Raw genomic sequence first — 26,434 nt, 5'->3', positions numbered from 1 at the left:
TTAGGTCTTAAAGAATTCCACTTCCTTTTTCAAAGAACTTGCCTGCTGGGCAAGTTTCTCCGCAAGAGAGTCGATATCGTTTACTATTCCATTCAAAAATTCGGTAGCTTCCGAGATGCTCCCAATTGTTTTAGAAAATTCTAAAGAAGTTTGGGATTGCTCTTTTGTATGATTTCGGATCTCTTCCGCGGATCTTATCAGTTCTGAAAAAGCGTTCTTTACTTGAGCGCTTGCCACTAATTGAGATTCGGATAAGGAAGAAACTTGTAAAATTCTCTGCGAAGTGTTTTGGGCAGTGTCTCCTATTCTTCTGAAAGCCACTTCTGTATTTCCTAAAACTTCCCTTCCTGAGTTAGTTGCCTTTACTGCCTCCGCCAAGGTTGTCCGGATCCTTTTTGCGTTCTCTTGGGTCTGTTCTCCCAGTTTGGAGATTTCCTGTGCTACCACTGCAAAACCTTTTCCTGCTTCTCCTGCGCGAGCGGCTTCGATGGCCGCATTCAAGGAAAGAAGTCCGATCCTATCCGTAATCTCATGGATCACGTTTACACTTGCTTCCATTTTGGCGGTATTGGATTCTATCTCAGCCATTGCATTTCGAGTGGATTGTAAGGCCGATTCTCCATTAGAAGTTTCTAATCTCATTCTTTCCGCATCGTTTTTCGTATCCATAAGAGAAGTGTGGACGTTACGAATCCTGTCTTCCAGTTCCGCAAGAGACGCTGTCGCTTGTTCTACGGTACTAGATTGACTTTCCGCTCTGGAAGAAGTGGATTGAATGGATGCCGCAATTTCTTCTACCCCCGAACTCATTTGTTCCGTAGAAGCTGCTTGCTCTTGCATTTTTATGGAGAGATCTTTCGTTTTACTCTCCAATACCTTGGAGCTTTGGGAAAGTTTTTCCGATTCTTTGATAACCGTTTTAACGACGATTCGAAGCCGTTTTACAAAATCGTTTAGCATCTTGCTACTTCTTCCCAACTCATCCGTGGAAACCATAGGGAGTAGGATCTCCAACTCCCCTTGGGACATTTCGACAAATGCATTCATCATATTTTTGGAATTCCTACGTATACTAGAGGCTAATAGGTAGGAAGAAATAGTAAGGGTGATCACCATAAAAAGAATGGTGAGAGAAAGCGCTAAAGTAACATCTCCTAATTTTAGCCAACCTGAAGTCTCTTCCACTAAAAGATAACCGAAGATCACAACAGGCAATAGCGCGATGGATGCAATCGTAGAAATGATCCTAGCAAAGATAGAGACTTTGCGTATGTCTTTTTCTTCTAATGGAAGTCCGTTCAATTTGTCGGATTCCAATACTTCGGATAATACCGATTCTGTTAAAAAGAAATGAGAAATCCCTAAAGTAGGATAAATGATCAGAGGTAAGAGTAAGAACGGAGCAGACTCGAAAAATTCGGGGATAAAGAAAAAATGCATCAGTTTCCAGGCCGCCGGGATCCCATAACTCCACTGCACGATATAAAACCCGGTATTCAGAAGAGGGAAGTTCAGAAGCTTTTTCTTAACTTCTACTTTTCCCTTTGTGTTCAACTTCTCCCAATTATTCGGCTCCAAGTTGGATAAGAGCTTCCCTAAATACAAAAATCGAAGTGTTGGGAAAAAATAAGAGGAGGTTAATACTACTGTGGACGATCCGATCAGTGCGATGGCCTTACTGAAATCGTAAGCTCCAGCCGCGATAATAAATAGAACCGCCAAAGGGACGGCAAGGACGGAAGTTAATAGCTCCAAGCCTAAGGTCAGTCTCCATCTGAGTTTTCTAGATTCTCCCCTCGTCATTTCCGTTCTTTCCCTTTTTTTGATTTGAAAGAAGCCTGAGGCTTCAAGATATTTCATGACAATGAGACGCAGATTGCTTTTATCATCCACCTCTTTGTTGATTTTACTGTTTGGATTCTTTTACATCGATTTCGCAATTTATGGAAAAAGTCAGTCAACCGACACAGCTTCGCCTTCTAACATCCAATCGGGTCCTATGTTAGGTTACTCGACCCATAAGGAAGTGAAAATTTGGGTCCAGACTAAGAATCCTTCTAAAGTATACGCGAAATATTTTATTTCCGGAAATCCAGGCCAAAGCCACATAACTCGAGAGTTAAATACTGAGCATCAAAAAGGAAACGTCGCTCATCTGATCGCAGATATATTGGAACCGGGAAAAACGTACGAATATCTGATTTATGTGAATGGAAAACTCGAAGAACCTAAGTCGGAGCAAAAATTCAGAACACAACCCATTTGGATAGGAAAACCAAGCGGTCCTCCGGATATCAAATTCGCCTTAGGTAGTTGTGCTTTCGTAAACGATCCTAAATACGATACACAAGCAAAACCGTACGGGGGAGAATATCATATCTATCAATCTATCTCAGCTCAAAAGCCGGACTTCATGCTTTGGATGGGAGATAATATTTATCTAAGAGAACCTGATTGGGAATCTCGAACAGGATTCATTTACCGCTATACGGAACAGAGATCCTTAGCGGAACTCCAACCGCTGCTAGCGAATGTCCATCATTATGCGATATGGGACGACCATGACTGGGGACCGAATGACGGGGACGCTTCTTTTTGGATGGGAGCTACCGCAGAAGAAATTTTCAAACTATTTTGGGCAAATCCGAACTATTCAAAAAAAGGAATATATGGTTCTTTCACTTGGGGGGATGCACAATTCTTTCTGATGGACGACCGCAGTTTCAGGACTGCAAACGACAATAAGACCGGGTCCAGATCATTTTTCGGAGAAGAACAATTGGATTGGTTGGTGAATGGCTTGGCATTCTCCAAAGCAACTTTCAAATTTGTTGTAGTAGGCGGACAGGTTTTAAATCCTTTATCCGTTTTTGAAAATTATTCAACCTATTCGGAAGAAAGGGAAAAACTTCTTTCCAAAATCTCTAAATTAAAGATAAAAAACCTGATATTTTTGACCGGGGATAGGCACTTTACGGAATTATCATATATTCAGGAAGGATTTGAATATCCGGCATATGATTTTACTGTTTCTCCTTTAACTTCTTCTACTCATCCACCGATTACGGAAAAAAATCCTTTAAGGATCGAAGGTACTCTTGTGGATGATAAAAGGAATTTCGGAACGATAGAGATTACAGGTCCTTTAAAACAAAGGAGTTTGGTGTTCAGAGTTTTCGATTCTTTCGGCAAAGAGCTTTGGTCCAGAGATATTAAGGCCAAATGAAAATCCAAAAGTTTATGCTATATCTTCTCTCGGTCATATTCGTCGTTTTTCTGGGACTCTTCGGCTTATTGTATTCCAACCAGGACAAACTGATCTTCTTTCCTGAAATTTTGCCCGAGGACTTTCACTTCTCTTTTCCTTATACGTATCAGGAAGTTTCTTTGGAATTGGAAAACGGAGAGAAAATATATGCATTATTCTTCCCTGCCCAAGGTCCCTCAAAAGGTACTGTTCTGTATTTTCATGGAAATGCTGGAAGTTTAAGAAGTTGGGGAGGTGTCGCAGAGGACTTTGTTCCGAAAGGCTGGGACCTTCTCATTACAGATTATAGAGGTTACGGTAAAAGTAGGGGAAAGTTAAGCGAGAAGGGAATGTATCAGGATGCGGAGCGTTGGTACGAATATTTAAAAACGGATAAACTAAAAAAAGAGAATGAGATTATTTTATACGGAAGATCTATCGGAACAGGAGTAGCAGTGGAATTAGGGACCAAAACAAATCCAGGTCATATTATATTAGAAACTCCTTATACTTCTCTGGCTGATCTGGCAAAGGAATATTATCCGTTCGTACCTGGATGGTTTTTAGCTTATTCCTTCAAGTCTGAGAATAAGATCGGAAAATTACATCCTGCTGTCACGATTATACATGGGAATGAAGACGAGATCATTCCTTTCCGACAAGGAAAAAGATTATTCAAGATCGCATTAGAATCCGGCGTTAAAATAGGATTTTTGGAAATAGAAGGAGGAAATCATAATAATCTCTCCTTCTTTCCGGATTATCAAAAAGGATTGGCTGAAATTTTAGAATCGGTCCATCTAAACCGAAGAAAATCAAACTCTCAGAGATAATCCGGGAATAAAACTTTCAGCTTTGCAACCGTATCCGGATTTCTTCGTTCCGGAGCGGTAATGATAGAATACTTAGTGCTATTCTTCAGGCTTAGATCGTCTCCGTTCCCAAGGTCAGGTATCAATGAGTTCAAAAGTTTTTTTGCATTCTCCGCGTTCTTTCCTAAGTTTGCCATCACCATTTCCGCAGTGACCGCTTCTTCGTTCTCTCTCCAACAATCGTAGTCGGTCGACATACAGATCATTTGGTAAGCGATCTCCGCTTCTCTTGCTAGTTTTGCTTCCGGGAGAACGCTCATATTGATAATATCCCCGCCCCAAGAACGATACATATGAGATTCCGCTCTCGTGGAGAATAGAGGGCCTTCCATACAAATTAAAGTTTTGTTTTGGTGGATCTGAAGATTTATTTTTGCTGCCGCTTTATTAATTCTATCGCTTAGATTTTTGGAAAAAGGATCCGCAAAAGGCGCATGCGCGACCACACCTTTTCCGAAAAATGTAGACTCTCTTCCTCGGGTTCTATCTATGATCTGGTTTGGAAGAACAAAATCCAAAGGTTTGATCTCTTCTCTTAAACTTCCGACAGAGCTGAATGCTACTATCTCTTCCACGCCTAAAATTTTAAGTGCACAGATGTTCGCTTTCATAGGAACTTCGTGAGGCATGATAAAATGTCCAACACCGTGACGAGGGAGAAATGCGATTAGTTTGCCGTGTATTTTTCCGATCTTGATCGTGTCGGAAGGTTTGCCCCAAGGAGTTTCGGGAAGGACCTCCTCTACCAGTTCCATTCCGTCTAGACTATAGAGACCTGTGCCTCCGATTACTGCAGCTTTTACTTTGGTCCCCATATCTTTCTCCTATGAATCGGAATAAATTCCATATATCGAAATATGGGTCCGATTGTAAAGAAGAAGGAAATGAAAAGCTTTTAGGAATTATTGCTCAATACTTTTAACTCGGAAGCCTTTGTTTTGATTCGATCAATCTCCGAGTTTAAGTTGGCTGAATCTTCGTTAATCTCGTTGATGTCTTTTTCTAATTGGGACATGGTCCGTATCATTTCTTTTTGACCCAAAGATTGTTCTTTTTCGGATTCATGGATCTCATTCGAAACCGATTTGATACTTTCCAATTCATTTAAGAACTTACGTATAATAATCCTTTGTTCCAAATAAAGTTTGTTCATCTGGACGATACGATCCGAAGTTTCCAGTATCTTAAATTTTTGTTTTTCAGTCAGGTCTCCAGTTTCCGCAGAAGCGCTTTTTGCTTCTTGGATAAAACTCTGGGACTGCCTTACGATTGCCGAGATGGACTTCGCATTTTCGGAAGTGAAGTCTGCAAGTTTACTGACCTCGTTCGCTACTACCGCAAATCCTCTTCCTGCTTCTCCCGCTCTTGCGGCTTCTATAGATGCGTTTAGTGCGAGAAGGTTTGTTTTATCCGCAATTTCTCCCATGATCTGATTGATCTGATCCACTTTGTCAAAGGAGCTCGAGATATCCGCTAGATAGGATTTTGTCTTTTCCGCTGCAATGGTTACATTCTCCATGTCTGCTTTATTATCATTTGCGAATGTAGAAAGTGCTTCGCTGTATCCAGTTATATTTGAAACTATTTCTCCCAGCTTTTTAGAATCCTCCGCAAGTTCGCTCAAACTTGCATTTTGGGATTCGATAGATCTAGAAGTGTTTGTGGAAGCGGCAGAAAGTTCTTCCAATACCGCGTTAACTTCTTCCAAGGCGGCAGCCTGGGATTCCATCTTTTCTCCGGTACGATTTATGAATTGTGCAAACTTAACGATGGAGTCTTCTAAACTAATCGCGGAATCCTTAATGATTGTTTGGTTCTCGCTTAGTTTTTCGAGTAGGCCTTTGGAATCGGTGTAGAGACGGTTTCCTTCCACCGTTAATCTTAAAAATAATCTCATCAATTGAGCAAGTATCACACTCGCGACAAATATGAATGCAAGTTTGATGATCTCGGTAGAAGCGCTTAAATTATAAGGAAGTTTTGCTTCTTCCACATCCATTACGAACCCGGCTCCGTTCTTAAGGGCACATACTAAGGCAACTATCGCGCCTGCAGTTGAGAAAGCACCTACGATCAAAACGAAGATCCTTTCTCCCAGAAGACAGGAGTAGATCATTATATAAAAATAGATAAAGAATAGCACAACGTTCTTCAGCGTTCCCGCAGCTACGTCGGGAGAAACGAAAGTATCCAAGATCAAGGTTGCACTTAGGACGTTAACATCGAATAATACTAAAAGTTTATGGAATCCGATGGACATATTCCTTTTACGATTCGCTACAAAATTGAAAATACAATAGAGTCCCATGAAAGCGGTGCCGCCTGCATGGACCATAAATTGTAACGGTTGAAAACTTTTGTAAGCGCCTGCTAAGGAAACGATAAATAGTAAGACCAAGCCTAATCGGATCCTGTTAATTACTATAGCCCCGTTCTTCCAGATTTGTAGTATCGTGGATTCTGTTTTTAGATGGGAAGTTTCCATCTATCAATAGACGGAATTTCTCTAATCAGACTAACGTTGGAGTTCTTTTATTCGGAAGAATGTCCGCTTAATACCCTTAATTCGGAGGCCTGGCTATTTATCTTGTCGATCTCGGTGTTCAGTTTGGTGGATTCTTCGCTGATTTCGTTTATGTCTTTTTCCAACTGACTCATCGTTTTCATCAATTCGTTCTGTCCTAAAGTTTGCTCTTTGGTGGATTCCAGAATATCTGTGGACGCGGATTTGATAGTGTCTAATTCGTTTAGGAAACTTTTGAGGATGAATTTTTGTTCCTTATAAAGCTCATTCATTTTCACGATCCTATCTGTTGTTTGGATCAGTTTAAATTTTTGTTTTTCGGTAAGATCTCCGGTTTCTGCGGAAGCGACCTTTGCCTCGTTTATAAAACTTTGGGATTGTTTCACGATAGAAGAAATTGACTTTGCATTTTCGGAAGTGAAGTCTGCGAGCTTGCTAACTTCGTTTGCAACGACTGCAAATCCTCTTCCTGCGACGCCGGCTCTCGCTGCCTCGATAGACGCGTTTAATGCGAGAAGGTTCGTTTTATCCGCAATTTCTCCCATGATCTGGTTGATCTCGTCTACTCTATTAAATGAGTTTGCAATGTCAGCGAGATAGGAATTCGTTTTTTCCGCTGCGATGGTTACATTCTCCATATCCGCTTTGTTTTCTTCCGCAAATACGGAAAGTGTTTCGCTGTATTCCGTAATATCTCCTATAATACCGCCTAACTTTTGGGAATTAAAAGCAAGCCCTGAAATACTTTCATTCTGTGTTTCGATCGATTGAGTATTATTAATAGAAGAAGCGGAAAGCTCTTCTAATACCGCGTTTACTTCTTCCAAAGCTGCTGCCTGAGATTCCATCTTTTCTCCGGTTCTAGCTATATAACCTGCAAATTCTTTAATAGAGGTTTCCAAGTTTTCTGCGGAGTTGCGAATGATGATCTGGTTCTCTTTGATTTGAGTTAAGAATACTTGGGACTCTCCGAATAACCTAGAACCTTCTGCGGTCAGGTTTTCGAATAATCGCATCAATTGGTATAGGATCACGCTTGCAGTGATCATAAAACCGATCTTTACGATCTGAACGGAGAAGATTAGAGTGTCAGGATCTTTTGATTTACTTGCATTCTCGGTCAGCACAAGTCCGCTTTTCCAACCTACATAAAGTGCGAATGCGACTCCGATTGCAGTTAATAGTCCGATCAGAAGTACGAATTTTTTTTCTCCCAATAATGAAGAATAGATCATGATGTAAAAATAGATGAAGAATAGGATCATGTTCGCGAGAGTATCTCTTGCAACAATTGCATCGATACTGCAGTCCGCAGCCATGATTGCAGAAAGAATGACCACGTCCAAAATTACCAATGACTTTTGGAATCTGATCCCGACTTTTCCTCCTCTTGCCAGGAAAAATTCAAAGATACAGTACAATGCCATCAAACCGGTTCCGATTGAATGAGCAATTACCTGAGTTGGATGGTTTGTTTTGGAAACTCCGATCAAGGTAAGAATGAAAAGAAGTACCAGTCCTAAACGGATCCGGTTGATAACGATAGCGCCGTTCGTCCAAATTTTTGCTATAGACGATTCTTTAGAGATCGAGGAATTTACCATGGAACTCATCATTTACCTTCCGGCAGATTTGATTTTGATTTATTAAATTCGCCTAATATTAAGATCGGATCTTACGAAAGAGAAGTTCTTACTTCTTCCAAGATCCGATTCATTTCCAAGACGCCCTCTTCGAATAAGGCGGGTCCAGGTTGTAAAATGATCGCAGGATCCATTTCGAAAATTTTATCGTTACGGATCGCAGGAATATTTTTCCACTCTTCTCTAGTGCGGACCCATTCAAAGTCCATAGGCTTTCCACACCAACTTCCGATAATTAGATCCGGTTTAGCACCCGCAACTTCATGAAGACTTATAATCCTGTCTTTGGCCAAGGATTTTTCTTTTAAATGGCTAAAACAATCTACTGCGCCTACGATCTCCAGTAGTTCGGAGACCCATCTGATTCCAGTGATAATCGGATGATCCCACTCTTGAAAAAACACTTTAAGTTTCGGTTTAGAAGAAGAACGTTCTTTGATTTCGTTTAATCTTTTTTTATACGATTCCACCAGTTTGGAAACTTGTTCCGATTTTCCGATCAGTGATCCCACCATCAAAATGGTTTGGAAAATTTCTTCCAAACTTCTTTGGTTGGTGATAAGTACATTCAGACCTTCTTTTACTAGATCATGTGAAAGTTGAGCCTGTATATCGGAGAAACCTATGACCAGATCAGGTTCCAATTCCTTGATCCGTTTTATATTTCCATTAATGAAAGCGGAGACTCTTGGTTTTTCTTCCTTCGCTTTTGGAGGCCTCTCCGTATATGCGGAGATGCCAACAATCCTATCTTCTTCCCCTAATAAATAGAGAAGTTCAGTAGTTTCTTCAGTTAAACATACGATTCTTTGCGGACCGATTTTACTCAACTGTGATACTTCTTCTTATCTTCTATCAGTTTTTCCACTACACTCGGATCCGCTAAGGTGGAGATATCTCCCAAACCTTCGAATTCGCTGGACGCTATTTTGCGTAAGATCCTTCTCATAATTTTTCCGGACCTTGTTTTAGGAAGTCCAGGTGCCCAATGGATCACGTCAGGTCTTGCGATCTTTCCAATCATTTTTTCCACAGTAGCGATCAGCTCTTTTTTGAGAGAATCGTTTGTGGTCACACCTTCTTTCACTGTGACATACGCATAAATTCCCTGGCCTTTGATATCATGAGGAAATCCTACAACTGCCGCTTCCGCTACGGAAAGATTTTCTACAAGAGCACTTTCCACTTCCGCGGAGCCTATCCTATGACCTGAAACGTTAATCACATCGTCAACACGACCGGTGATCCAATAGTATCCGTCTTTATCTCTTCTAGCTCCGTCACCCGTAAAATAATAGCCTTTATAAATGGAGAAGTAAGTATCGAAAAATCTTTTCGGGTCCTTAAAAACTCCTCTCATCATGGAAGGCCATGGAGATTTAATCGCTAAATTTCCTGAGACTTCTCCCTTGGAGTTGATCTCCTTTCCTTCGTCATCTAGTAGAACTGGATGAACTCCGAAGAATGGAAGAGTTGCCGATCCTGGTTTTTGAGCGATTGCTCCGGGCAAAGGAGATATCATGATCGCTCCGGTTTCCGTCTGCCACCATGTGTCTACGATCGGACATTTGGATTTTCCGACATGTTTAAAATACCATTCCCAAGCTTCAGGGTTGATAGGTTCTCCCACAGATCCGATCAGCCTGAGAGAACTGAGATTTCTTTTTTCGATATGATCCGTTCCTTCTCGCATTAAGGAACGGATAGCGGTGGGTGCAGTATAGAATACTGTGACTCCGTGTTTGTCGATCACATCCCAGAATCTTCCCGCATCAGGATATGTAGGAACTCCCTCAAACATAACGGAAGTAGCTCCGTTAGAAAGCGGACCGTATACTAGATAACTATGACCTGTTACCCAACCGATATCTGCGGTACACCAATATGTATCCGTAGGTTTGATATCGAAAACATAATGAAAGGTCATATTGACCCCGAGAAGATATCCTCCGGTAGTATGAAGAACTCCTTTCGGTTTCCCAGTAGAGCCTGAAGTATATAAAATGAACAAAGGATCTTCCGAATCCATTTGCTCCGGCTTACAGTATACAGGAAGATTTTGATCGTTCATCAGATAATGCCACCAATGATCTCTTCCTTCCTTCCAGTTCAGTTCCGTTTCTTGGCCTGTCCTTCTGACCACGATCACATTATTTACTTTTTCAGAAGATTGGTCTAAAGCGGTATCCACCGCTTTTTTGAGGTCCAGACTTTTACCGCCTCTATAACCTCCGTCGGAAGTTATGATAAGCCTCGGTTTACAATCTTCTATCCTGCTTTGTAAAGCCTCCGGAGAAAAACCTCCGAACACTACCGAGTGAATCGCACCGATCCGAGTACATGCAAGAATTGTAATAGCTAACTCGGGGATCATAGGCAAATAGACCATTACCACGTCCCCTTTTCGGATTCCTGAATTTTTCAGAACGTTTGCAAACTTGTTCACTTCGCGATAGAGATCGAAGTAGGTATAAGTTTTGGATTCTTGTGGATTATCTCCTTCCCAGATGATTGCAGCCTTATTCTTTAGGGGGGAATCTATATAACGATCTAGGCAATTATAGGAGACATTGATCTTGCCTCCCTCGAACCATTTTACCTTTGCGTTCTTAAAATCGTGATCTAAAACTTTATTCCATTTTTTGAACCAGGTAAGTCTGGTAGAAGCTTCTCTAGCCCAGAACTTTTTAGGATTCTCTAAGGATTCTTTGTATAATGCCTTATAATCTTTAAGGTTGATATTTGCCGTTTTTTTGAAATTAGCGAACGGCTGGACGATTCTTTCTTTCGACATGGCTTATTCCTTCGCAATCGAATACGAAACTTTTTAATTTCCGTATTGTCCACTCATTCTCGGACCAACTTTTCAGAGAGTTTTTTATATAAAATCCCGTTTGTTATGTAAAAAAAGAATGCTCCCCGACCGCATCTTACCAGGCTCGGCTCAATGTCAGAAAAATTGGATGTTCGGGAAAGTTGGAAACGTAGGTTTCTAGTTTGGTTGGTACCTACTATAGTCGTTTTTTTACAAAGGATCATCGGACTCACCTCAAGAAAGGTGGAATTAGGTAAGGAGCATTTTAATTCTCTTTTTCCTTTAAAGAAGCCGTTTATACTATGTATTTGGCATACAAACGTTCTATATTCTCCGTACTTGAATAGAAATCGTAAGTTAGCCGTTTTGATCTCAGAATCTAAAGATGGTGATTTTATTACTGGAGTGGTCCATAGATTCGGGAACGGAAGTATCCGTGGCAGTTCCTCGAAAGGTGGCTCGAAGGCTCTCAAGGCAATGATTGTCCACTTGAGAAAAAATCTTCCTGCTGCGTTTACCCCTGACGGACCTAGAGGTCCTGCCTGGATCGTTCAGCCTGGAGTTATAGCTGCGGCTCAAGTATCTCAGGTTCCTATTTTACCTTTCCATTATGAATGTACAAAACAATGGATAGCGGAGAAGTCTTGGGACAAACACAGGATCCCGAAACCTTTTACAACTTTTGTGATCTCCTATGGTGAACCCATTATGATCCCAAGAGATCTAGATGAGGCCGGTTTCGAAAGAGAAAGACTGAGAGTGGAGAAGGCAATGCTCGAAAATAAAAATCGAGCAGAGCAAAAAGCGGAAGAGCTTAGAGTTAAAACTTCTTCTAGGTCGAACCCGTCCGAATTAGATCTAAAAACTCGCTCCTAGTCACCATATTCGTCTTAAATTCTCCGAGCATACACGAAGTGAAAAGTTCGGAGTTTTGTTTTTCGACTCCTCTCATCATCATACAAAGATGTTTTGCTTTGATGACAACGGCTACGCCCAAAGGATCCAAAACTTCCATGAGGGCGTAAGCGATCTGCTCGGTCATTCTTTCTTGGACCTGTAACCTTCTGGCAAATACGTCCACGATACGCGGGATCTTGGAAATCCCTATGATCTTTTTATTCGGAATATATCCTACATGAGCCTTTCCAAAAAAAGGAAGAAGATGATGTTCGCAGAGAGAATACATTTCGATGTCTCGAACAAGAACCATACCTTGGCTGTCTTCTTCGAAGATCGCACCGTTTACGATCGTATCTATATCCGCTTTATAACCAGAGGTCAGGAATTCATACGCTTTCCGAACCCTTTTAGGAGTGTTTAAAAGTCCTTCTCGATTCGGATCTTCTCCGATAGCTTTTAATATACTCGTTACTTCGTTTTCCAAGGTTTCTCTCCGTTCTTCACTTTGAAAATGTATGTAGTTAGACTTGTCTGGACAAGTCTTGGTAATTTAGTTCTCTTTTCAAGGGGAAAAGCGATTGGCTTGCCATTCCGACTTCATCTTATACGATGGTTTAATTTTCCATGAAGCCTAAAAGGATCAAAATCGGATTCGATGCAAGGATGATTGCCCATTCGGGGATCGGTTCCAGGATCAAAGGACTTTTAAATTGGCTGGGAGATATTGCCTCTAAAAAAGGGATCCAGATCGTACTTCTGGGAAATCCCGATCTTATTAAAAAGAATCTTTCGCCTAAGGTTTTATCTAATTACGAAATTTTAGAATACAACGCAGGAATCTATTCTATCAAAGAATGGTTCGGCACTCCTGAGATGAAAGATTTCGATCTGTTGGACATCCCACATTTCAATGTTCCCTTAAAATTCTTAGAGCGTAGTGTTGTTACTATTCACGATATCATTCCGTTTAGAATGAAGCAGTTTCATTCTTCTTTTTTGAAACAGGTCTATATGAAGCTTGTGTTTTTGCTCATTAGCAAGAAGGCCAAAAGGATCATTACCGTTTCCGATTTTACTGCAAAAGATCTTACGGAAGTTTTTTCTTTTTCTCCGTCCCGGATGCGAACTATCTATAACGGTCTGGATCAAAAAACTTTCTCCCCCAAAAACGATCCGGAAAAGAAGAAGTTCCTAAAACAATACGGATTAAAGCCCGATTACTTGCTAAGCGTCGGGATCGGAAAAGAGCATAAGAATTTAGGATTTGTACTTAGATCTCTCAAAAAACTTTGGTCCGAAAAAAAGATCAAAGCTGATTGGGTACTTGCAGGTTCCGGTGGAAAACTTCCGGAGTACTTAGCAGAAGACGCAAAAGGTTGGGAAGATAGAATTAAATTGGTTCCTTATTTATCGGAACAAGAATTAGCCACTCTGTATTCCTCGGCAAGCTTACTTGTATACCCTTCATTGTACGAAGGGTTTGGATTTCCGCCTGTAGAAGCTCAATCATGCGGTTGTCCTGTCTATTCTTCTAACACAAGCGTTCTTCCTGAAATTTTGGAGGATACTGCATTCTTCTTTGATCCAAATGATCCTCAATCTTTTGAAACAGGTTTATTGAAACTATTGGATTCTCCCAAACTTTTAAATTCCAAAACCAAAGCAGGTTTCAAAAATTCCAAGAGGTTTGATTGGAAAAGATCCGCTACTGAGGTCGTAGAAGAATATTTGCAGTTGGTGAAGAACTGATTTAAGGATTTTTAAAAGAAGTTTTTCCGAGGGAAATTTTTCTTTCTTCTATTTTGAGTCGGATCGATTTTCTTTCGTCTTCGGAATACATTGTCCATCTACCGATCTCTTCTAAGGTGCGATAGCAGCCCTCGCAGAGACCGGTTTCATGATCCATATTACATATTTTTATGCACGGAGAACGAATAATCATCCTAAGAACTTACTTGGTCTTTTTGACCTTCTTCTTATTCGACGTTGCTTTTTTAGGTTTTGTATTTGCGGGTTTTGCAATTGTAGCGCTGCCGTTTACATCTACCATTTGAGACAGTTCTGTAAATAGAGAAAGCCCCGAAATTTTACCCGGAACGATCACGTGGGCCGCTCCGTTGTTTCTGAGAACTTCCGCTTCTTTTGGATCGTCTGTGGTAAGAATGATCTTAGGTTGGTGATGTCTACAGATACTTTTTAAAGACTCCAGCAATCTACGATTTGTAGTTCCTTTTAGGATCATATCTGAAACGGTGCAGACAATATACCTTGCTTCTTCGATCCCTAAATGATGAAGGCTTTCCGGGTTTGCTAGATCTCCGTACGCCCAACGAATTCCTTTTGATTCCAAGGTTTGTCTGTAGATCGGATTAAAATCCACTACTAACATTCTTTTTAGCCAAGAAGGTTTATCTTCTTCGATCCCATCGATCAATCCTTGCGCGATCCTGAAATATCCTAATACTACGATATCCCTTTTGGTCTCTCCGGTGACTTGGGACTCTAAAGGTTCTTTGTTTTCCCTCACCCCAAATAGAGATAAGAAGGAGATGATCCCTCTTGCGATCTTATCGTTAAACAGGATTACATATGTGGAGATGATAGACGCGATGATCATAGAAGTCAGAACGATCGCTTGCAGATCTTTTCCGATATGCTCCTTTTGCACTCCGAGCGCTAAGATCACTAAAGAGAATTCCGAAATTTGCGCGAGATTGAGACCTGCAACGATCCCTGCTCTTAAACCCTTGCCTGAGAAAAATACGGTTGGAGCGACGATCAATACTCTGCTCACAAGAACAAAGCCTACGGCTAAAAATGCCAGACCTAAATCGCTTGCACTAGGAGCTTGGATCTTCATTCCGAGAGCTACGAAGAATAACGTAATGAAGAAGTCCCTGATACCTGAAAGTTTGCTGATCACATCCGCTCCATATGGGAAGGCAGCAATGCTTACACCTGCGATCAATGCTCCCATCTCCTTAGAAAGTTGGAGTTTTTCGGCGACACCGCATAAGAAAAAACACCAAGCGATGGAAGTGATCAAAACCAATTCAGGTTTAGAAGCGGCGAATAAGAAAAGTCTAGATAGAATAAAACGGCTGATCGCAAAAGAAATCGCAACGAGCGCAATTCCTTTGGCCAAGGAACCCAGTACGTTGACTAATTGAGGATCTTGCAAATCGGGTTGGATCCCCATAAATAGAATGGCCCAAATATCCTGTAAGACCAAAACCCCGATCGTAAGTCGTCCTGCAACAGTGCTGATCTCAAACTTATCATGTAGCAGTTTGACCACGATCATCGTGGAACTCAGAGAGAGAGCGATCGCAAAGTAGAGAAGATCGAAATTCCCCGGAACAGGAGGGAAGAACGCGCGGAATGCAAACCAAGCTGCTGCAACACCTGCAAAAAATTGTAGAACTCCCAGAGCAAACATGGAGCGTCCCATTCTGGCCAATTCTTTTAGATCGATCTCTAGACCGATAATGAACAATAAAAGGATCAAACCGATCTCAGAGATTAGCTCTATACTTTCTTCGCTTTTGACATAACCGATGGTTAGCTTTCCGCCTACATAAGGCCCGAATAACGGACCGATGATTAACCCCGCGACTACGTAACCCAAAACCAAGGGTTGTTTGAATGCTTTTGCTATGATTGCGAACAAGGTCGCGAAAATGATACTAAGGGCTATATCTACTAATAAAGTAAGCGAATGATGTTCCATCTTGTAGGTATGGATCCTCCCTTGATTAGTTTGTTGGATGGATATTACAAAAAGAAATTATTAAAAGAATATAGTCCATTCTCTTTTATCATCAATTTTCGCATCCAGAGAATGAGGGACGATTTTCCGAGAGAAGTTTCAGTCGTTCGATTTGAATAAGTCTTTAACAGCGTCTTTTGCTTTGGATAATGTATAATCTTCTCTATCGATCAGCACAAAATCTAAATTCTCTTTTTCTATTCTAGCCAGAACCTTTGCAATGTCGGCGGGAGACTTTAGATTTGTTGCCAGATACTTGAATTTTGTCCCGCATTCAGGGCAAGACTTGTCTTTAGTATAATTCAGTCCCAGATGTTTACATTTTCCGCAAGTTCCGTATAGATCGTCTATGATCATCAGTTGGGAAGAAACCTCGCTAACGCTCAGTTTTTTCCAGACCCGGATGTACTTTTTGTCTTCAGCCGACATTCTTTTAAAAAAACGGATTCGAAGGATTAGTCAAGGGTTTTACGGATTGTTTGGAGGATGAGAGACGTCGCTTCTTCCAATTCGGTTTTGGAGATACAAAGTGGAGGAGCAAAACGGATCGTGTGGTCGTGAGTTTGTTTTGCAAGAATTCCTGACTCTAATAGTTTGTAGCAGATTTTTTTTGCTCTCGGTCCTGTTTCGTCGGGAAATAATTCCACTGCGTTTAACAATCCTTTTCCTCTAATCTCTTTTACTTTGTCAGGGTATTCGGATCTGAGAGATTGCAGAGATGAGCGGAATTCTACTCCTCGAATCTCCGAGTTCTCAGAAAGATTTTCTTCCAATAATACTTGGATGGCGGTTTTGGCCACCGCAGCCGCTAAAGGATTTCCGCCGAATGTAGATCCGTGAGTTCCAGGCTTTAAGGTAAGAATGATCTCGTCAGAACCTAAAACTGCAGAAACCGGAAGAGTTCCTCCGGATAATGCTTTGCCGAGTACTAACAAATCCGGCTTTACATTCTCGTGATCCGCAGCCAAAAGTTTTCCGGTTCTACCGAGACCGGTTTGTACCTCGTCCAAGATCAGAAGTACATTACGCTCGGAACAAAGTTTGCGGACTTCTTTTAGATAACCTTCCCTAGGGACGATAACTCCTGCTTCTCCTTGGATGGGTTCCACCATAAATGCAGCTACATTAGGATCTTCTAATTCTTTTTTTAAGGCTTCAGTATCATTAAACGGAATGATTGAAAATCCCGGAACGAAAGGTCCAAAATCTCCCCTGCTTGCAGGATCGGTAGAAGCGGAAATTGCGCCGATACTTCTCCCCCAAAAATTTCCGGAAGCAAAAACGATCTTAGCTTTGTCTGTGGGGATTTTTTTAACTTGGTATCCCCATCTCCTTGCGAGTTTGACGGAAGTTTCTGCCGCTTCTACTCCCGTGTTCATTGGGACCATTCTATCGAATCCGAATGTATCGCATAAAAATTTTTCCATTGGACCAAGTTGGTCGTTATAAAATGCGCGAGATGTTAGAGTTAGTTTTTCCGACTGGGCCTTTAGGGTTTCTATAATTTTAGGATGGCAATGACCTTGGTTCACCGCGCTGTATGCGGATAAAAAATCAAAATATCTTTTTCCTTCCGTGTCCCAAAGAAAGATACCTTTACCTCTCTCCAGCACCACGGGAAGAGGTTCGTAGTTAAATGCTCCGTAATCTTTTTCGGTATCGAAGTAAAATTGGGAAGTTTGCGTGTGCATCGTACTTGATTCTAACCGGTTCAAAGGCCACACAAGGAGATTTCGGTATTTTACCTTGACTTTTGTGTTTCAACTTGTTGAAATTTATTACATGCAATTCTCTTCCCTGAAAATATCCGCTTCCGTACCTATTGTTTTTGCGATTATGTTCCTTACGAACTGTCTTTATACGAATATCAAATCGCCAGGCTGGTATTATTCTCAAAGTTATTCGGATGTGAGAGGAATGGAACCGGTAGGAAAATTGGAAGGTACTTCTTGCGGAACTAGCTGGCTTTGGATGGTTTATACAGGAGACGAGAGTTACGAGGCCGCAGTCCAAAATGCGATCAAGGATAAAGCTGATCTTCTTTTCGACGTTCAGACTGACTATAGTTACAAATCTTTTATATTCGCTCTTTATTTTGAAAAATGTACCAGGGTGACTGGGATAGGAGTGAAACTTCCCCAAAGACTTCTGAAAAAAGAATGAAACTTGTTCCCTACAAACGGATCTTTTTTCTATTTCTGATCTTCTCAGAGTTGGTCGCCTGTATCCAGATGGGAGGGGCAAATAAGGCATTGGTTCGTAGGAACCCTGAGCCTTATCCTACAGGTCTCGGAATTCCCCCCGATAACGATGTCCATTTGAACGGTGCAAATTTTAGAGATCCTTCTATCCATTATGGAGAGTCTTCCACTAAGTTGAAGACCGGAGGTTTTGACGGTTATATCCGAACTACAACTTCTCTACCTCATAAGGATATGTTCCATACCTCGCTAGATGGTTGGGATTGGTCCGAACATAGGATCGTTAAATTCGAAGGAGAAAGTAAGGGATGCCAATTCGGTGTACGTTTGTTTCTTCCAATTAAACGAGGGTCTAACGATGCATTCATTCCGATCCATTTTACTTTCGGGAATAAAAGTTTTTACGAAGACTTAGGCGAACAGATGAGGTTAAATTCTATTGAAGCCTTGTTCGATAGTAGGCTGGACGTGGAGTACACCGCCTATATCTTCGGATTATTCAGAAGAAAATGTCTGAGGTTTCAAAGTTATGGCATCCAAAAATTCTAACTCTATTCCGTTATTTTTATCCGCTATATTAGGTTTTTTAGCAGTAGCTCTAGGCGCATTCGGAGCTCACGGATTAAGATCAGTATTAACTCCCGACTTGCTCGTCATTTACGAAACGGGAGCAAGATACCATCTCATCCATGCAGTCGTTTTACTTATTCTTGCATTGAGTGGAAAACTTTCAGAATCCAAATTTAGAAGGATTGGATTCTGGCTGATCTTTAGCGGTATTTTGATCTTTTCCGGTTCCTTATATGCGCTTTCTATAACAGGGATCAGAGTTTTGGGTGCAATTACCCCTTTTGGCGGATTGGCATTTTTAAGCGGTTGGGCATCGATTGCTTATTCCGCTTTTTCAGATAAAGAATAGATTCCCTATTTAGAAATATGGAAATTAAAATCGGTATTACCGAAAGTTCCATATAGTCGTAACCAAATCGGAAGTATCATTTCGGTTGCTCTTGCGCCTGTAATATCCCCTAGATCGATAATGTTCTTCCAATTGAAATCTTTCGCTAAAAGATCCGATACTTTCTTTTTAGCTTCCGGATCGTTTCCACAAACGAACACATCATGTTCCCCGGGAACTAAGGAAGCGTTTACCATAATAGTACAATTCATCGTGTTTAATGTTTTGACAACTTTCAGATCCGGAAAAGATCTTTGGATGGTCTCGCCTAAAGAATCATTGGTTCCAAAGATTAAACCAGGAGGTCTTCCTTTCGAAAAGTCGAGTGCGTTTGCGAGATCCACTAGAACTTTTCCTTTGAGAGTTTCTTCTCCAACTGATCTTAGGACTTCTACACTGATCTCTCCTTTAGTACAATTAAATAAAATATCTCCAAAAGAGGCAGCGTCTTTAAAAGTCCCTTGAGAAGCTTTACTTCCGGATCTAGAAACCCATTGGGCTGCCTTTTCATTTGTGGCGGAACGAGAGCCCATTTTTACCTCGTGTCCTTTTTCGATTAGTTTACTACCGATGGTTTCTCCAACCATTCCAGTCCCTAAAACTCCGATTTTCATTTATTTCTCCGAAGGTATGATCTCAAAATTGTTAAACCGGATGAGTTTAACTGATCTTAGACAAAAGATCTAATGTATTGTTCTTTCTGTATTGGAAAAAAGAAATAAAACTGTCACTGTATTCCTTTTAAAAATAGGGAATGATACTTATGAAGATGAGAACCGAACATACGATTTTTCAAATAGATGCATTTACGGATTCCTTATTCAAAGGAAACCCTGCGGCTGTTGTTCCCTGGGAGGGTGAATGGTTGCCCGACTCGAAACTCATCGATCTTGCAGCGGAGAATAATCTTTCCGAGACTGCTTTCTTTCGCCCTAGAAAAGAAAAGGGAGAATATGATCTAAGATGGTTTACTCCAGGCGTAGAAGTCGATCTTTGCGGTCATGCAACTTTGGCGACTGCATTTGCGATTTACGAAGCTGTCGAAAATAGATCGGATATTTCTTCCTTAAGATTCCACACTAAGAGCGGGATCTTGGAAGTATCTCGCGAGAATGAAAAATACTATTTGGATTTTCCTGCGAGACCTCCTGTTAAGACGGAGTATTCTCCGGAAGATATGGCTTCTTGTTTTAATATAAAAGCAAAAGAGATTTTGAAGGCGCGAGACATCTTATTCGTTTTTGAAAAAGAATCGGATGTTCGAAATTTAGTCCCGAATCATGAAGCTTTAAAGAAGCTCCCGTTCTTTGCGGCGATCGTGACCGCTCCTGCTGATAAAGGGAAATCCTACGATTTTGTTTCCAGATTTTTTGCTCCGGCCAAAGGAGTTCCGGAAGATCCTGTGACCGGTTCTTCTCATTGTACGTTAATTCCTTTTTGGTCGGAAAGATTCGGTAAGAAGGAACTAAACGCGTACCAAGCATCTGCACGAGGAGGTCAATTGATTTGCGAGAATAGGGGAGAAAGAGTTCGCATCGGAGGGAACTGCAAACTGTATCTAAAGGGTTTCTTTTATTTAGAGTAGAAGTTCTACTTGTAGGATTTATTTTTCAAACCAGAATCCAAAATTTGTAATATTTTTTCCGCTTCTTGTAGAGCGTTATTCTTATCAATTTGTAATACTGGATTGTTCAATTGGCATTCGTTTAGAAGAACTGAATACCCGTGAACTAAAGACCAAGCCGCGGTTGCCATTTCTTTTGCTTCAAATTTATTGATCTTTAAAGATTCGCAGATCAGGATCGTTTCCCAAAGTTTTAAGAACGAATTCTTACCTGCTTCCATCAAATCTTGTAAGTCGCCTACAGGTCCAAGGTCTATATGCCACATGGCTCTGTAATAGCCTACATTCTCCAGACAAAAAGAAATATAAGCAATACCTAGTCTTCTCAATCGATCGAATGGATCGGAAGGAGAAGACGCATTCTCTGCCTTAGTAAACTCTTCCGTAATTTTAATAAATCCGTCTTTGGAAATTTGGGCGAGAAGGTCCCTGTGGGAAGGGAAATGTCTATATGCGGCAGCGTGGCTTACTCCAGCCTCTCTTGCAATCTCTCTGATAGTAAATGCAGAATCTTTGCTGATCTCCAAACGTTTTAAGGCTAGTTTTTTTAGGGCTTCCGCCAGATTCCCATGGTGATAGGAACCTTCCGGTTTCTTCATTTTTTTCTTTGCTGGCATAAAAAATTTCCTAAAAAATGTTGACATTGGTAACATTTGGTGTTACCAATAGTAACATTCTCGGACCGAGTCCTAGATTTTTCAAGTAAATCCCGTATCAAATCGGGAAAATAAGAGGCGTTATGACTCCAGAACTAACATTTAAGCTGGCCAGCAACTTTGCGATTATAGGCTGGTTATTACTCGCCGGGCTGCCAAATGCCAGGGTTACCAAGTTATTGGTAAGGAACGGAGTGTGGCCTTTGATCCTTTCCGGATTGTATTTGTTGATACTTGCGCTATATGCAAGAGGAGGATTTGATTTCGGCTCCTTAGAAGGTGTGAACAAACTTTTCTCTAATCCTTGGGTTTTACTCGCTGGATGGGTTCACTATCTTGCATTCGACCTTTTTGTTGGGATTTGGGAAACGAAGGAAGCGGAAGCGTTGGGAATTTCCAGATGGATACTGATCCCTTGTTTATTTTTCACTCTGATGTTCGGACCGATCGGTTATTTATTATTCCAAATCGTTCGCTGGAGAAAAGGAGGAAATCATGCAAGCATCTAACATTCTATATCCGGGTCATTCTCAGTCGGAAGGTTTTATTCATACTTTAAGAAAGAAAAGAAGCCTGAGCTTTTACACCGGACTGGTGTCTTTACTTATGATACCTGTTTACATTCTTCTTTCTCAAATCGATCCAAGAACGGTTGTAGGTGCAAATACTTGGATTAAACCTTTGAAGTTCGCGGTTTCGATTGGGATTTTTCTTTGGACCATGGCTTGGTTCCTGGAATTGTTGGAAGATTTTCCAACCTTTAGGGATAGAATTGAAAAATACTTTGTGATCTCTACCGCAGTGGAATTGCTACTCATTACTTTCCAATCTGCAAGAGGAGTACAATCTCACTTCAATCAGTCATCTGCATTTGATGGAGCTATCTATAGTATAATGGGAATGTTTATATTTCCTATGATACCGGTTGCGATCATGATGGATAGAAAGTTCGGACTTTTGGGTTCAAAGTTGGATCCTCGCGTTTTAACTGCAGTTCGATTCTCTCTTTGGATCTTTGCAATTGCTTCCGTGGTCGGGGTCTTTATGTCTGCAAGACTGGCTCATGCTGTAGGAGTTCCTGACGGAGGCCCCGGATTACCTCTTGTGAATTGGAGTAAAAACGGTGGAGACATTCGTATTGCTCATTTTGCAGGTATACATTCTTTGCAAATTCTTCCTTTGTTTGCTTTCTTTGCCGTTAAACGAAGTTGGAACACTTTAAGTGTAAAAATTGTTTCAATAGGGTATACGATCTTAGTTGGAGCAGTCTTTGTGAACGCAATGCTCGGTCGTCCTTTGATCTAAAATTGCAAGATCCGAATCCGGCGTTTTGATACGGTTCGGATCTATTTTCTTCTTCTAAAAAACCGCCTTTCCAAAATAAATCATCCTATGGAATATTTTAGATCGGTAATGATCTTTCTATTTGCAGGTATTTGTGAGATCGGCGGTGGATATCTTGTATGGCTTTGGTTTAAGGAATCCAAATCCGTGATCTATCTGATTGCAGGCGGATTGATCTTAGCCTTGTATGGGGTTATTGCCGCCTTACAATCTTCTTCATTTGGAAGAGTATATGCAACCTACGGTGGATTTTTTATCGTGATGTCATTGTTGTGGGCTTGGAAAGTGGACGGGTTCCAGCCTGACCGATACGACATTATCGGATCTTTGATCGCTCTATTCGGAGTTGCAGTGATCTATTACACACCTAGATAATAGATCATTAAAACTGCTAGGTTAGCTTCTTTCAGTTCCGAAATAAAATTTTCCCTGTTTACGGATCAAATTCCTACTGATGAGACCATCTGCGATGATGAGTAAACCTTGAGCGGCCGCATGTTTTTTTTCTTCAGGTACATCGTTTTGTTTGGACATCAATTCATGAACAAATGCTCTACGTTTTGCATCCATAACTCCTAACATAGAACCGCAAACTTTCTTATCTCCTACCAAGAATGCAAGCGCTAAGGTTTGAGGAGGAGTTTCATTGCATAAATAAAATAACGCAAGATTATCAAAGAAGGAAAGTTCTTCGAAAGATTTTAAAGTTAATTCTTCCTTATCTTCTCCGCTCATATCGACTCCTGTTCTTTGATCTTAGATTCCAAATATTCCACTAAGTATTTGGAATTCGGCTCTTCTCCGGTTGCTTGACGGATCAGTTCCTTCGCTTCCAAACTTCTACCCTTACTGTGAACATGTTTTCTAAGCCAATTAAGGAGAGAAGAAGTTTCTCTATTTTTTAATTCATCCTTAAACTTAGGGTTTTGTTGGACGAAGGCGGAATAAAGTTGGGCCGCATAAATATTTCCCAAAGAGTAAGTAGGAAAATAACCGAAAGCTCCGCCGCTCCAATGTACATCCTGTAAAAATCCCCTAGAATCATCCGGGACTTCTACGCCTAGCAAAGATCTCATTCCATCTTTCCAAGCCCCAGAAAGATCTTTTAATGCTAGTTCCTTTTTGAAGATCGCTCTTTCTATTTGGAATCGTCCGATCACATGCAGATTGTAGGTAATTTGGTCGGCTTCCACTCTGATCAAAGAAGGTTTGGATCTATTCACAAAAGAATAAAGTTTGGAAAAAGGAAGAGAAGATTCAGCGATTCCCAGGTTCTTTAGAAATAAAGGATAGATCCCTTCCCAAAATTCTTTGGACCTTCCCACTTGATTTTCCCAAAGACGACTTTGGGATTCGTGAACTCCTAAAGAAACGGAATCTTTTAAAGGAGAAGGACCTCCTACAATTAAAGATATCCCAGCCTCATACAAAGCGTGACCCGTTTCATGCAAAACGGAATATACGGAGGAAAGAGGATCGGATTCTTCATAACGTGTGGTGATCCTTTTATCAAAAGAACCTAAAGATGTGGAGAATGGATGTGCGCTGGAATCTAAACGAAATCCTGACTCGGGTAAACCTAAAAGAACAGGAAGACTTTTATTAAAAGGAATTTGAGAATCGATCGGAAAATTTCCCTGAAATGGAAAGGGAGCATCTTTCGCTTTAGCGATGAGAGGCACTAAAGATTTTCTGAGATCCGCAAATAGAACTTCTAAATCTGCCGCTTTAGCTTCCGGTTCATATTCGTCCAAAAGAGCGTCATACGCTTCGGTAGAATAACCGAAATAGTCGGCCTTCTGAAAAACAAGATCTACGATCTTTTGCAAAACTGGAAGAAAAGAAGAAGCATCGTTTTTCTTTCTGGCATCAACCCAGATAGAATGGGCCTGGCTTGTGACCTTTGAAAATTCTTCCACCCAAGAGATTGGCAAACAAGAAGAGCGATCTAGATCTTTGAATAATAAATTCAGCTCCCTTTCTCTAAGAGATTTACCGGGAGCATCGGTGCGTGAATTTTCTTCTCGAGCTTTTTCCGCCAAACTGCGAAATGAATCTCCTATAAAAGATTTATGAGCGAGTCCAGACAGAAAACTGAGTTGGTCTCCTCTTTCACCTAAGCCGTCGCTTGGGATTCCGATTTCCATGTCCCAATGTAATACGCTTCCAATGTTCCTGAGATGATAAATATTACGGAATTCATCCCGATAGGCTTTGAATGCCGGAAGGATAGTTTCCCAATTTTGAAGTTCGGATTCCCACATACTTAAAAAACATTCTTTTCGATTGACATCTCGTCCACCAACCAAAAACTGACTTTTATCTATCGCGGGCATGGTGTAATGGCTAGCACCGTAGCCTTCCAAGCTTCTAGTGAGGGTTCGAGTCCCTCTGCCCGCAAAAATTTCCCCCTTTAAATCAAAACGAAATTTCGTAAAGGTCGAGTCTGACTTCTGCCTTATCCAAAAATCGTATCCAAATACATCATAAACACAAACCCGAAGATCAGCGTCAAAGCGGAGAAGTCGTGGAATCCTCTCTTATGGGTTTCTGGAATGATCTCGCCAACGATGATAAACAACATCGCACCTGCTGCAAATCCCACCCCAGCAGCCATTCCTTCTGGAAAATTATGAAGAGTGATCGCAACTACGAATAACCAAATTCTGCTTAGAGCTTTTGTATCTGCTCCTTCTTTTCCTGAAAATGAATTTCACCAATTTCTAATGCAGGTAATAATAAAGAGAAGAATGAAGCAGAGAGCATAATTCCCGCTGCAAAGCTCAAAAGCCCGTCTTCTAATTTTGTAGAAAGTTGTCGGATTGCGAAAACGCCTGCTGCTCCGAGGCCTGTGCAGAGTCCTGCGACTAAACTTGCTAAAAATCCAGATAATATGATATTAGAAGACATGGGCCAGGTTTGAATTTTCCCAAAGGAATCGGCAATAGAATTTCTAAATACTATTTTGTCAGAAAGTTTTTTCTGGACTTGTTTTTACTTAGTGCTTAAATCTGTCCTCATTCTTTGGATTGGTGTAGAATTATGGATCGAATTCCAAAATACGTTTCTATTCTTTTGATTTTATTGTTTGCAGCAACGTTATCCGCTCAAAACGAAACCTATACAGTAACTGCAACTTCTTGGCCTGCTGATTTTGCTTCTTTCGAGTCGTTTAGAGATGCGAATGCGAGCACTTCACAAGGAGCGGTTATCGTTCTTTTAGCAGCACTTTCTATCTATTCCAAAAATGCAGAAGAAGGCAAAAAGGCGTTGATCATCAGCTTGGATGCTAACTCTCTCATCTCGGATACTTCTCCCAATGGATACAAAGGTTTTAATATAAATCGGAACACTATCGATTTAGTGAAAAGACAGTTAGAGCAACATCCCTATTTGATAGGTTCATATCTTCCTGGGTCTTCTTTTCAAAACGGTTATAAAGCTTCTAACCCACCTTATAATTTTACTCTGACTTCAAACCGTTTCAGTGGAACAGAAGAGTCCGGTCAGAAAAAATTATTCCTTCCTTCTTCAGGAGCTGATACTCCAAGACCTGTGACAGTAAAAAGAAATGCCAAAGGTGTGTGGAAAGCTTCTGAATTTTCCAGTTTATTAGTAGGTATTAAGAAGCCTGCGACTTCTAATCCTGCTGATGATCTTTGATCATTTTTCATATTTCTGATATTAAATTCTGGAAGTAATTTCAGAGATCTTATACTCTAATCGTTATAGCCGGGACTTCCGGTTATAACGATGATCTCTTTTAGGATATTTTCTGTTTTCCTTTTGACCTTCTCCCTTTGTTTGAATTCTTGCAAACATCATTCTGATGGAGAAAGAGATTCTATATTAGTATTTCTTTTAACAAGAGTTTGGATGCG

29 protein-coding genes and 1 tRNA gene are annotated in these 26,434 nt (G+C 40.9%); 13 read left to right on the top strand and 17 right to left on the bottom strand.

What is annotated here, in order from left to right:
• A complete protein-coding gene (locus LEP1GSC185_RS02495) occupies positions 1 to 1,803 on the bottom strand; it encodes a methyl-accepting chemotaxis protein (RefSeq protein WP_008590557.1) in 1,803 nt (600 codons plus the stop codon).
• Positions 1,804 to 1,864: 61 nt separating this feature from the next.
• Here LEP1GSC185_RS02495 and LEP1GSC185_RS02490 point away from each other — a divergent pair, with 61 nt between their 5' ends.
• Positions 1,865 to 3,226, top strand: coding sequence for an alkaline phosphatase D family protein (locus LEP1GSC185_RS02490; RefSeq protein ID WP_024863973.1), 1,362 nt, complete (start codon positions 1,865 to 1,867; stop codon positions 3,224 to 3,226).
• The gene (locus tag LEP1GSC185_RS02485) at positions 3,223 to 4,080 is read left to right on the top strand and encodes an alpha/beta hydrolase (protein WP_008589460.1); all 858 of its coding nucleotides are present in this window, start codon (positions 3,223 to 3,225) and stop codon (positions 4,078 to 4,080) included. The genes LEP1GSC185_RS02490 and LEP1GSC185_RS02485 overlap by 4 nt, the downstream gene beginning before the upstream one ends.
• Here LEP1GSC185_RS02485 and mtnP read toward each other — a convergent pair.
• The 5 genes from mtnP to acs all read right to left on the bottom strand — a co-directional run bounded on the left by mtnP (position 4,071) and on the right by acs (position 11,080).
• Positions 4,071 to 4,934, bottom strand: a complete 864-nt coding sequence (gene mtnP / locus LEP1GSC185_RS02480; protein WP_008590665.1) for an S-methyl-5'-thioadenosine phosphorylase — start codon at positions 4,932 to 4,934, stop codon at positions 4,071 to 4,073. The two genes, LEP1GSC185_RS02485 and mtnP, sit on opposite strands and share 10 nt — an antisense overlap.
• Positions 4,935 to 5,014: 80 nt before the next feature.
• Positions 5,015 to 6,604 carry a methyl-accepting chemotaxis protein gene (locus LEP1GSC185_RS02475; RefSeq protein ID WP_008591229.1) on the bottom strand — a complete coding sequence of 530 codons (1,590 nt, stop codon included), beginning with the start codon at positions 6,602 to 6,604 and terminating at the stop codon, positions 5,015 to 5,017.
• Positions 6,605 to 6,651: 47 nt separating this feature from the next.
• On the bottom strand, positions 6,652 to 8,247 hold the full coding sequence (locus LEP1GSC185_RS02470; protein WP_024863972.1) for a methyl-accepting chemotaxis protein: 1,596 nt from the start codon (positions 8,245 to 8,247) through the stop codon (positions 6,652 to 6,654).
• 71 nt (positions 8,248 to 8,318) lie between these two features.
• A complete protein-coding gene (locus tag LEP1GSC185_RS02465; RefSeq protein WP_008590631.1) occupies positions 8,319 to 9,116 on the bottom strand; it encodes a cobalamin-binding protein in 798 nt (265 codons plus the stop codon).
• The gene (acs, locus tag LEP1GSC185_RS02460; RefSeq protein ID WP_008590195.1) at positions 9,113 to 11,080 is read right to left on the bottom strand and encodes an acetate--CoA ligase; all 1,968 of its coding nucleotides are present in this window, start codon (positions 11,078 to 11,080) and stop codon (positions 9,113 to 9,115) included. Before acs ends, LEP1GSC185_RS02465 begins: the two co-directional genes overlap by 4 nt.
• A 153-nt stretch (positions 11,081 to 11,233) precedes the next feature.
• Here acs and LEP1GSC185_RS02455 point away from each other — a divergent pair, with 153 nt between their 5' ends.
• The gene (locus LEP1GSC185_RS02455; RefSeq protein ID WP_008590614.1) at positions 11,234 to 11,977 is read left to right on the top strand and encodes a lysophospholipid acyltransferase family protein; all 744 of its coding nucleotides are present in this window, start codon (positions 11,234 to 11,236) and stop codon (positions 11,975 to 11,977) included.
• On the opposite strand, the gene folE is transcribed toward LEP1GSC185_RS02455, so the two are convergent.
• Positions 11,934 to 12,518: a GTP cyclohydrolase I FolE gene (gene folE / locus LEP1GSC185_RS02450; RefSeq protein WP_081467335.1), complete on the bottom strand. Its 585-nt coding sequence runs from the start codon at positions 12,516 to 12,518 to the stop codon at positions 11,934 to 11,936. The two genes, LEP1GSC185_RS02455 and folE, sit on opposite strands and share 44 nt — an antisense overlap.
• A gap of 107 nt (positions 12,519 to 12,625) precedes the next feature.
• On the opposite strand from folE, the gene LEP1GSC185_RS02445 reads away from it, so the two are divergent.
• Positions 12,626 to 13,750 (top strand): glycosyltransferase family 4 protein, encoded by a 1,125-nt coding sequence (locus LEP1GSC185_RS02445; protein ID WP_008590114.1) that lies wholly within the window; start codon positions 12,626 to 12,628, stop codon positions 13,748 to 13,750.
• A gap of 1 nt (position 13,751) precedes the next feature.
• Here the strand turns inward: LEP1GSC185_RS02445 and LEP1GSC185_RS19665 are convergent, their stop codons facing one another.
• From LEP1GSC185_RS19665 to rocD, 4 genes are all read right to left on the bottom strand, one after another.
• Positions 13,752 to 13,943, bottom strand: a complete 192-nt coding sequence (locus LEP1GSC185_RS19665; RefSeq protein WP_081467336.1) for a DUF1289 domain-containing protein — start codon at positions 13,941 to 13,943, stop codon at positions 13,752 to 13,754.
• Between the two features lie 9 nt (positions 13,944 to 13,952).
• Positions 13,953 to 15,731, bottom strand: coding sequence for a cation:proton antiporter (locus LEP1GSC185_RS02440; protein ID WP_008589905.1), 1,779 nt, complete (start codon positions 15,729 to 15,731; stop codon positions 13,953 to 13,955).
• A 138-nt stretch (positions 15,732 to 15,869) separates the two neighbouring features.
• A complete protein-coding gene (locus LEP1GSC185_RS02435; RefSeq protein WP_008591045.1) occupies positions 15,870 to 16,199 on the bottom strand; it encodes a hypothetical protein in 330 nt (109 codons plus the stop codon).
• A gap of 26 nt (positions 16,200 to 16,225) precedes the next feature.
• Complete coding sequence (gene rocD / locus LEP1GSC185_RS02430) at positions 16,226 to 17,461, bottom strand: ornithine--oxo-acid transaminase (protein WP_008596277.1); 1,236 nt, start codon at positions 17,459 to 17,461, stop codon at positions 16,226 to 16,228.
• 145 nt (positions 17,462 to 17,606) lie between these two features.
• Here rocD and LEP1GSC185_RS02425 point away from each other — a divergent pair, with 145 nt between their 5' ends.
• The 3 genes from LEP1GSC185_RS02425 to LEP1GSC185_RS02415 are packed head-to-tail and all read left to right on the top strand — an operon-like array spanning position 17,607 to position 18,890.
• Positions 17,607 to 17,933: a TRL-like family protein gene (locus LEP1GSC185_RS02425; RefSeq protein WP_175284896.1), complete on the top strand. Its 327-nt coding sequence runs from the start codon at positions 17,607 to 17,609 to the stop codon at positions 17,931 to 17,933.
• The gene (locus tag LEP1GSC185_RS02420) at positions 17,930 to 18,520 is read left to right on the top strand and encodes a hypothetical protein (RefSeq protein WP_008591137.1); all 591 of its coding nucleotides are present in this window, start codon (positions 17,930 to 17,932) and stop codon (positions 18,518 to 18,520) included. The genes LEP1GSC185_RS02425 and LEP1GSC185_RS02420 overlap by 4 nt, the downstream gene beginning before the upstream one ends.
• Positions 18,501 to 18,890, top strand: coding sequence for a DUF423 domain-containing protein (locus LEP1GSC185_RS02415; protein ID WP_008589732.1), 390 nt, complete (start codon positions 18,501 to 18,503; stop codon positions 18,888 to 18,890). Before LEP1GSC185_RS02420 ends, LEP1GSC185_RS02415 begins: the two co-directional genes overlap by 20 nt.
• Before the next feature lie 5 nt (positions 18,891 to 18,895).
• On the opposite strand, the gene LEP1GSC185_RS02410 is transcribed toward LEP1GSC185_RS02415, so the two are convergent.
• Positions 18,896 to 19,543 (bottom strand): NADPH-dependent F420 reductase, encoded by a 648-nt coding sequence (locus tag LEP1GSC185_RS02410; RefSeq protein WP_008590147.1) that lies wholly within the window; start codon positions 19,541 to 19,543, stop codon positions 18,896 to 18,898.
• Between the two features lie 149 nt (positions 19,544 to 19,692).
• Here LEP1GSC185_RS02410 and LEP1GSC185_RS02405 point away from each other — a divergent pair, with 149 nt between their 5' ends.
• A complete protein-coding gene (locus LEP1GSC185_RS02405) occupies positions 19,693 to 20,514 on the top strand; it encodes a PhzF family phenazine biosynthesis protein (protein WP_008591279.1) in 822 nt (273 codons plus the stop codon).
• 5 nt (positions 20,515 to 20,519) lie between these two features.
• Here the strand turns inward: LEP1GSC185_RS02405 and LEP1GSC185_RS02400 are convergent, their stop codons facing one another.
• On the bottom strand, positions 20,520 to 21,170 hold the full coding sequence (locus LEP1GSC185_RS02400) for a TetR/AcrR family transcriptional regulator (RefSeq protein WP_008590207.1): 651 nt from the start codon (positions 21,168 to 21,170) through the stop codon (positions 20,520 to 20,522).
• A gap of 122 nt (positions 21,171 to 21,292) precedes the next feature.
• On the opposite strand from LEP1GSC185_RS02400, the gene LEP1GSC185_RS02395 reads away from it, so the two are divergent.
• The 3 genes from LEP1GSC185_RS02395 (at position 21,293) to LEP1GSC185_RS02385 (ending at position 22,928) form a co-directional block, all read left to right on the top strand.
• Complete coding sequence (locus tag LEP1GSC185_RS02395; RefSeq protein ID WP_008591580.1) at positions 21,293 to 21,718, top strand: ABA4-like family protein; 426 nt, start codon at positions 21,293 to 21,295, stop codon at positions 21,716 to 21,718.
• On the top strand, positions 21,705 to 22,514 hold the full coding sequence (locus LEP1GSC185_RS02390) for a hypothetical protein (RefSeq protein ID WP_008590811.1): 810 nt from the start codon (positions 21,705 to 21,707) through the stop codon (positions 22,512 to 22,514). Before LEP1GSC185_RS02395 ends, LEP1GSC185_RS02390 begins: the two co-directional genes overlap by 14 nt.
• An 87-nt stretch (positions 22,515 to 22,601) precedes the next feature.
• A complete protein-coding gene (locus LEP1GSC185_RS02385) occupies positions 22,602 to 22,928 on the top strand; it encodes a YnfA family protein (RefSeq protein ID WP_008590948.1) in 327 nt (108 codons plus the stop codon).
• Positions 22,929 to 22,949: 21 nt separating this feature from the next.
• Here LEP1GSC185_RS02385 and LEP1GSC185_RS02380 read toward each other — a convergent pair whose 3' ends face one another.
• Together LEP1GSC185_RS02380 and LEP1GSC185_RS02375 are read right to left on the bottom strand one after the other, a co-directional pair.
• The gene (locus tag LEP1GSC185_RS02380) at positions 22,950 to 23,288 is read right to left on the bottom strand and encodes a hypothetical protein (RefSeq protein WP_008589508.1); all 339 of its coding nucleotides are present in this window, start codon (positions 23,286 to 23,288) and stop codon (positions 22,950 to 22,952) included.
• On the bottom strand, positions 23,285 to 24,817 hold the full coding sequence (locus LEP1GSC185_RS02375) for a carboxypeptidase M32 (RefSeq protein ID WP_008591238.1): 1,533 nt from the start codon (positions 24,815 to 24,817) through the stop codon (positions 23,285 to 23,287). Before LEP1GSC185_RS02375 ends, LEP1GSC185_RS02380 begins: the two co-directional genes overlap by 4 nt.
• A 64-nt stretch (positions 24,818 to 24,881) precedes the next feature.
• Between LEP1GSC185_RS02375 and LEP1GSC185_RS02370 the strand changes: the two genes are divergently transcribed.
• Positions 24,882 to 24,953 (top strand) — tRNA-Gly (locus LEP1GSC185_RS02370).
• Between the two features lie 58 nt (positions 24,954 to 25,011).
• Here the strand turns inward: LEP1GSC185_RS02370 and LEP1GSC185_RS19660 are convergent.
• Both LEP1GSC185_RS19660 and LEP1GSC185_RS02365 read right to left on the bottom strand, forming a co-directional pair.
• A complete protein-coding gene (locus LEP1GSC185_RS19660; protein ID WP_010515050.1) occupies positions 25,012 to 25,170 on the bottom strand; it encodes a hypothetical protein in 159 nt (52 codons plus the stop codon).
• A 53-nt stretch (positions 25,171 to 25,223) separates the two neighbouring features.
• Positions 25,224 to 25,463 carry a ZIP family metal transporter gene (locus tag LEP1GSC185_RS02365; RefSeq protein WP_008590250.1) on the bottom strand — a complete coding sequence of 80 codons (240 nt, stop codon included), beginning with the start codon at positions 25,461 to 25,463 and terminating at the stop codon, positions 25,224 to 25,226.
• A 132-nt stretch (positions 25,464 to 25,595) separates the two neighbouring features.
• Here LEP1GSC185_RS02365 and LEP1GSC185_RS02360 point away from each other — a divergent pair, with 132 nt between their 5' ends.
• Positions 25,596 to 26,216 (top strand): DUF6935 domain-containing protein, encoded by a 621-nt coding sequence (locus LEP1GSC185_RS02360; RefSeq protein WP_008590278.1) that lies wholly within the window; start codon positions 25,596 to 25,598, stop codon positions 26,214 to 26,216.
• The last annotated feature ends 218 nt before the right edge of the window (positions 26,217 to 26,434 follow it).

This window comes from Leptospira licerasiae serovar Varillal str. VAR 010 (genome assembly GCF_000244755.1).
In the GTDB taxonomy this organism is placed as follows: domain Bacteria; phylum Spirochaetota; class Leptospiria; order Leptospirales; family Leptospiraceae; genus Leptospira_B; species Leptospira_B licerasiae.
This window is presented reverse-complemented; position numbering and strand designations above follow the sequence as displayed.

Coding starts and splice junctions, on each gene's coding strand:
- LEP1GSC185_RS02440 (WP_008589905.1), bottom strand. CDS start 15,731: ATGGAACATCATTCGCTTACTTTATTAGTAGATATAGCCCTTAGTATC.
- LEP1GSC185_RS02415 (WP_008589732.1), top strand. CDS start 18,501: ATGGCATCCAAAAATTCTAACTCTATTCCGTTATTTTTATCCGCTATA.
- LEP1GSC185_RS19665 (WP_081467336.1), bottom strand. CDS start 13,943: ATGATTATTCGTTCTCCGTGCATAAAAATATGTAATATGGATCATGAA.
- LEP1GSC185_RS02425 (WP_175284896.1), top strand. CDS start 17,607: ATGTTCCTTACGAACTGTCTTTATACGAATATCAAATCGCCAGGCTGG.
- LEP1GSC185_RS02400 (WP_008590207.1), bottom strand. CDS start 21,170: ATGCCAGCAAAGAAAAAAATGAAGAAACCGGAAGGTTCCTATCACCAT.
- LEP1GSC185_RS02475 (WP_008591229.1), bottom strand. CDS start 6,604: ATGGAAACTTCCCATCTAAAAACAGAATCCACGATACTACAAATCTGG.
- LEP1GSC185_RS02410 (WP_008590147.1), bottom strand. CDS start 19,543: ATGAAAATCGGAGTTTTAGGGACTGGAATGGTTGGAGAAACCATCGGT.
- LEP1GSC185_RS02455 (WP_008590614.1), top strand. CDS start 11,234: ATGTCAGAAAAATTGGATGTTCGGGAAAGTTGGAAACGTAGGTTTCTA.
- LEP1GSC185_RS02490 (WP_024863973.1), top strand. CDS start 1,865: ATGAGACGCAGATTGCTTTTATCATCCACCTCTTTGTTGATTTTACTG.
- LEP1GSC185_RS02435 (WP_008591045.1), bottom strand. CDS start 16,199: ATGTCGGCTGAAGACAAAAAGTACATCCGGGTCTGGAAAAAACTGAGC.
- acs (WP_008590195.1), bottom strand. CDS start 11,080: ATGTCGAAAGAAAGAATCGTCCAGCCGTTCGCTAATTTCAAAAAAACG.
- rocD (WP_008596277.1), bottom strand. CDS start 17,461: ATGCACACGCAAACTTCCCAATTTTACTTCGATACCGAAAAAGATTAC.
- LEP1GSC185_RS02405 (WP_008591279.1), top strand. CDS start 19,693: ATGAAGATGAGAACCGAACATACGATTTTTCAAATAGATGCATTTACG.
- LEP1GSC185_RS19660 (WP_010515050.1), bottom strand. CDS start 25,170: ATGGCTGCTGGGGTGGGATTTGCAGCAGGTGCGATGTTGTTTATCATC.
- mtnP (WP_008590665.1), bottom strand. CDS start 4,934: ATGGGGACCAAAGTAAAAGCTGCAGTAATCGGAGGCACAGGTCTCTAT.
- LEP1GSC185_RS02380 (WP_008589508.1), bottom strand. CDS start 23,288: ATGAGCGGAGAAGATAAGGAAGAATTAACTTTAAAATCTTTCGAAGAA.
- LEP1GSC185_RS02485 (WP_008589460.1), top strand. CDS start 3,223: ATGAAAATCCAAAAGTTTATGCTATATCTTCTCTCGGTCATATTCGTC.
- LEP1GSC185_RS02375 (WP_008591238.1), bottom strand. CDS start 24,817: ATGTGGGAATCCGAACTTCAAAATTGGGAAACTATCCTTCCGGCATTC.
- LEP1GSC185_RS02470 (WP_024863972.1), bottom strand. CDS start 8,247: ATGGTAAATTCCTCGATCTCTAAAGAATCGTCTATAGCAAAAATTTGG.
- LEP1GSC185_RS02365 (WP_008590250.1), bottom strand. CDS start 25,463: ATGTCTTCTAATATCATATTATCTGGATTTTTAGCAAGTTTAGTCGCA.
- LEP1GSC185_RS02495 (WP_008590557.1), bottom strand. CDS start 1,803: ATGACGAGGGGAGAATCTAGAAAACTCAGATGGAGACTGACCTTAGGC.
- LEP1GSC185_RS02395 (WP_008591580.1), top strand. CDS start 21,293: ATGACTCCAGAACTAACATTTAAGCTGGCCAGCAACTTTGCGATTATA.
- LEP1GSC185_RS02385 (WP_008590948.1), top strand. CDS start 22,602: ATGGAATATTTTAGATCGGTAATGATCTTTCTATTTGCAGGTATTTGT.
- LEP1GSC185_RS02445 (WP_008590114.1), top strand. CDS start 12,626: ATGAAGCCTAAAAGGATCAAAATCGGATTCGATGCAAGGATGATTGCC.
- LEP1GSC185_RS02360 (WP_008590278.1), top strand. CDS start 25,596: ATGGATCGAATTCCAAAATACGTTTCTATTCTTTTGATTTTATTGTTT.
- LEP1GSC185_RS02390 (WP_008590811.1), top strand. CDS start 21,705: ATGCAAGCATCTAACATTCTATATCCGGGTCATTCTCAGTCGGAAGGT.
- LEP1GSC185_RS02420 (WP_008591137.1), top strand. CDS start 17,930: ATGAAACTTGTTCCCTACAAACGGATCTTTTTTCTATTTCTGATCTTC.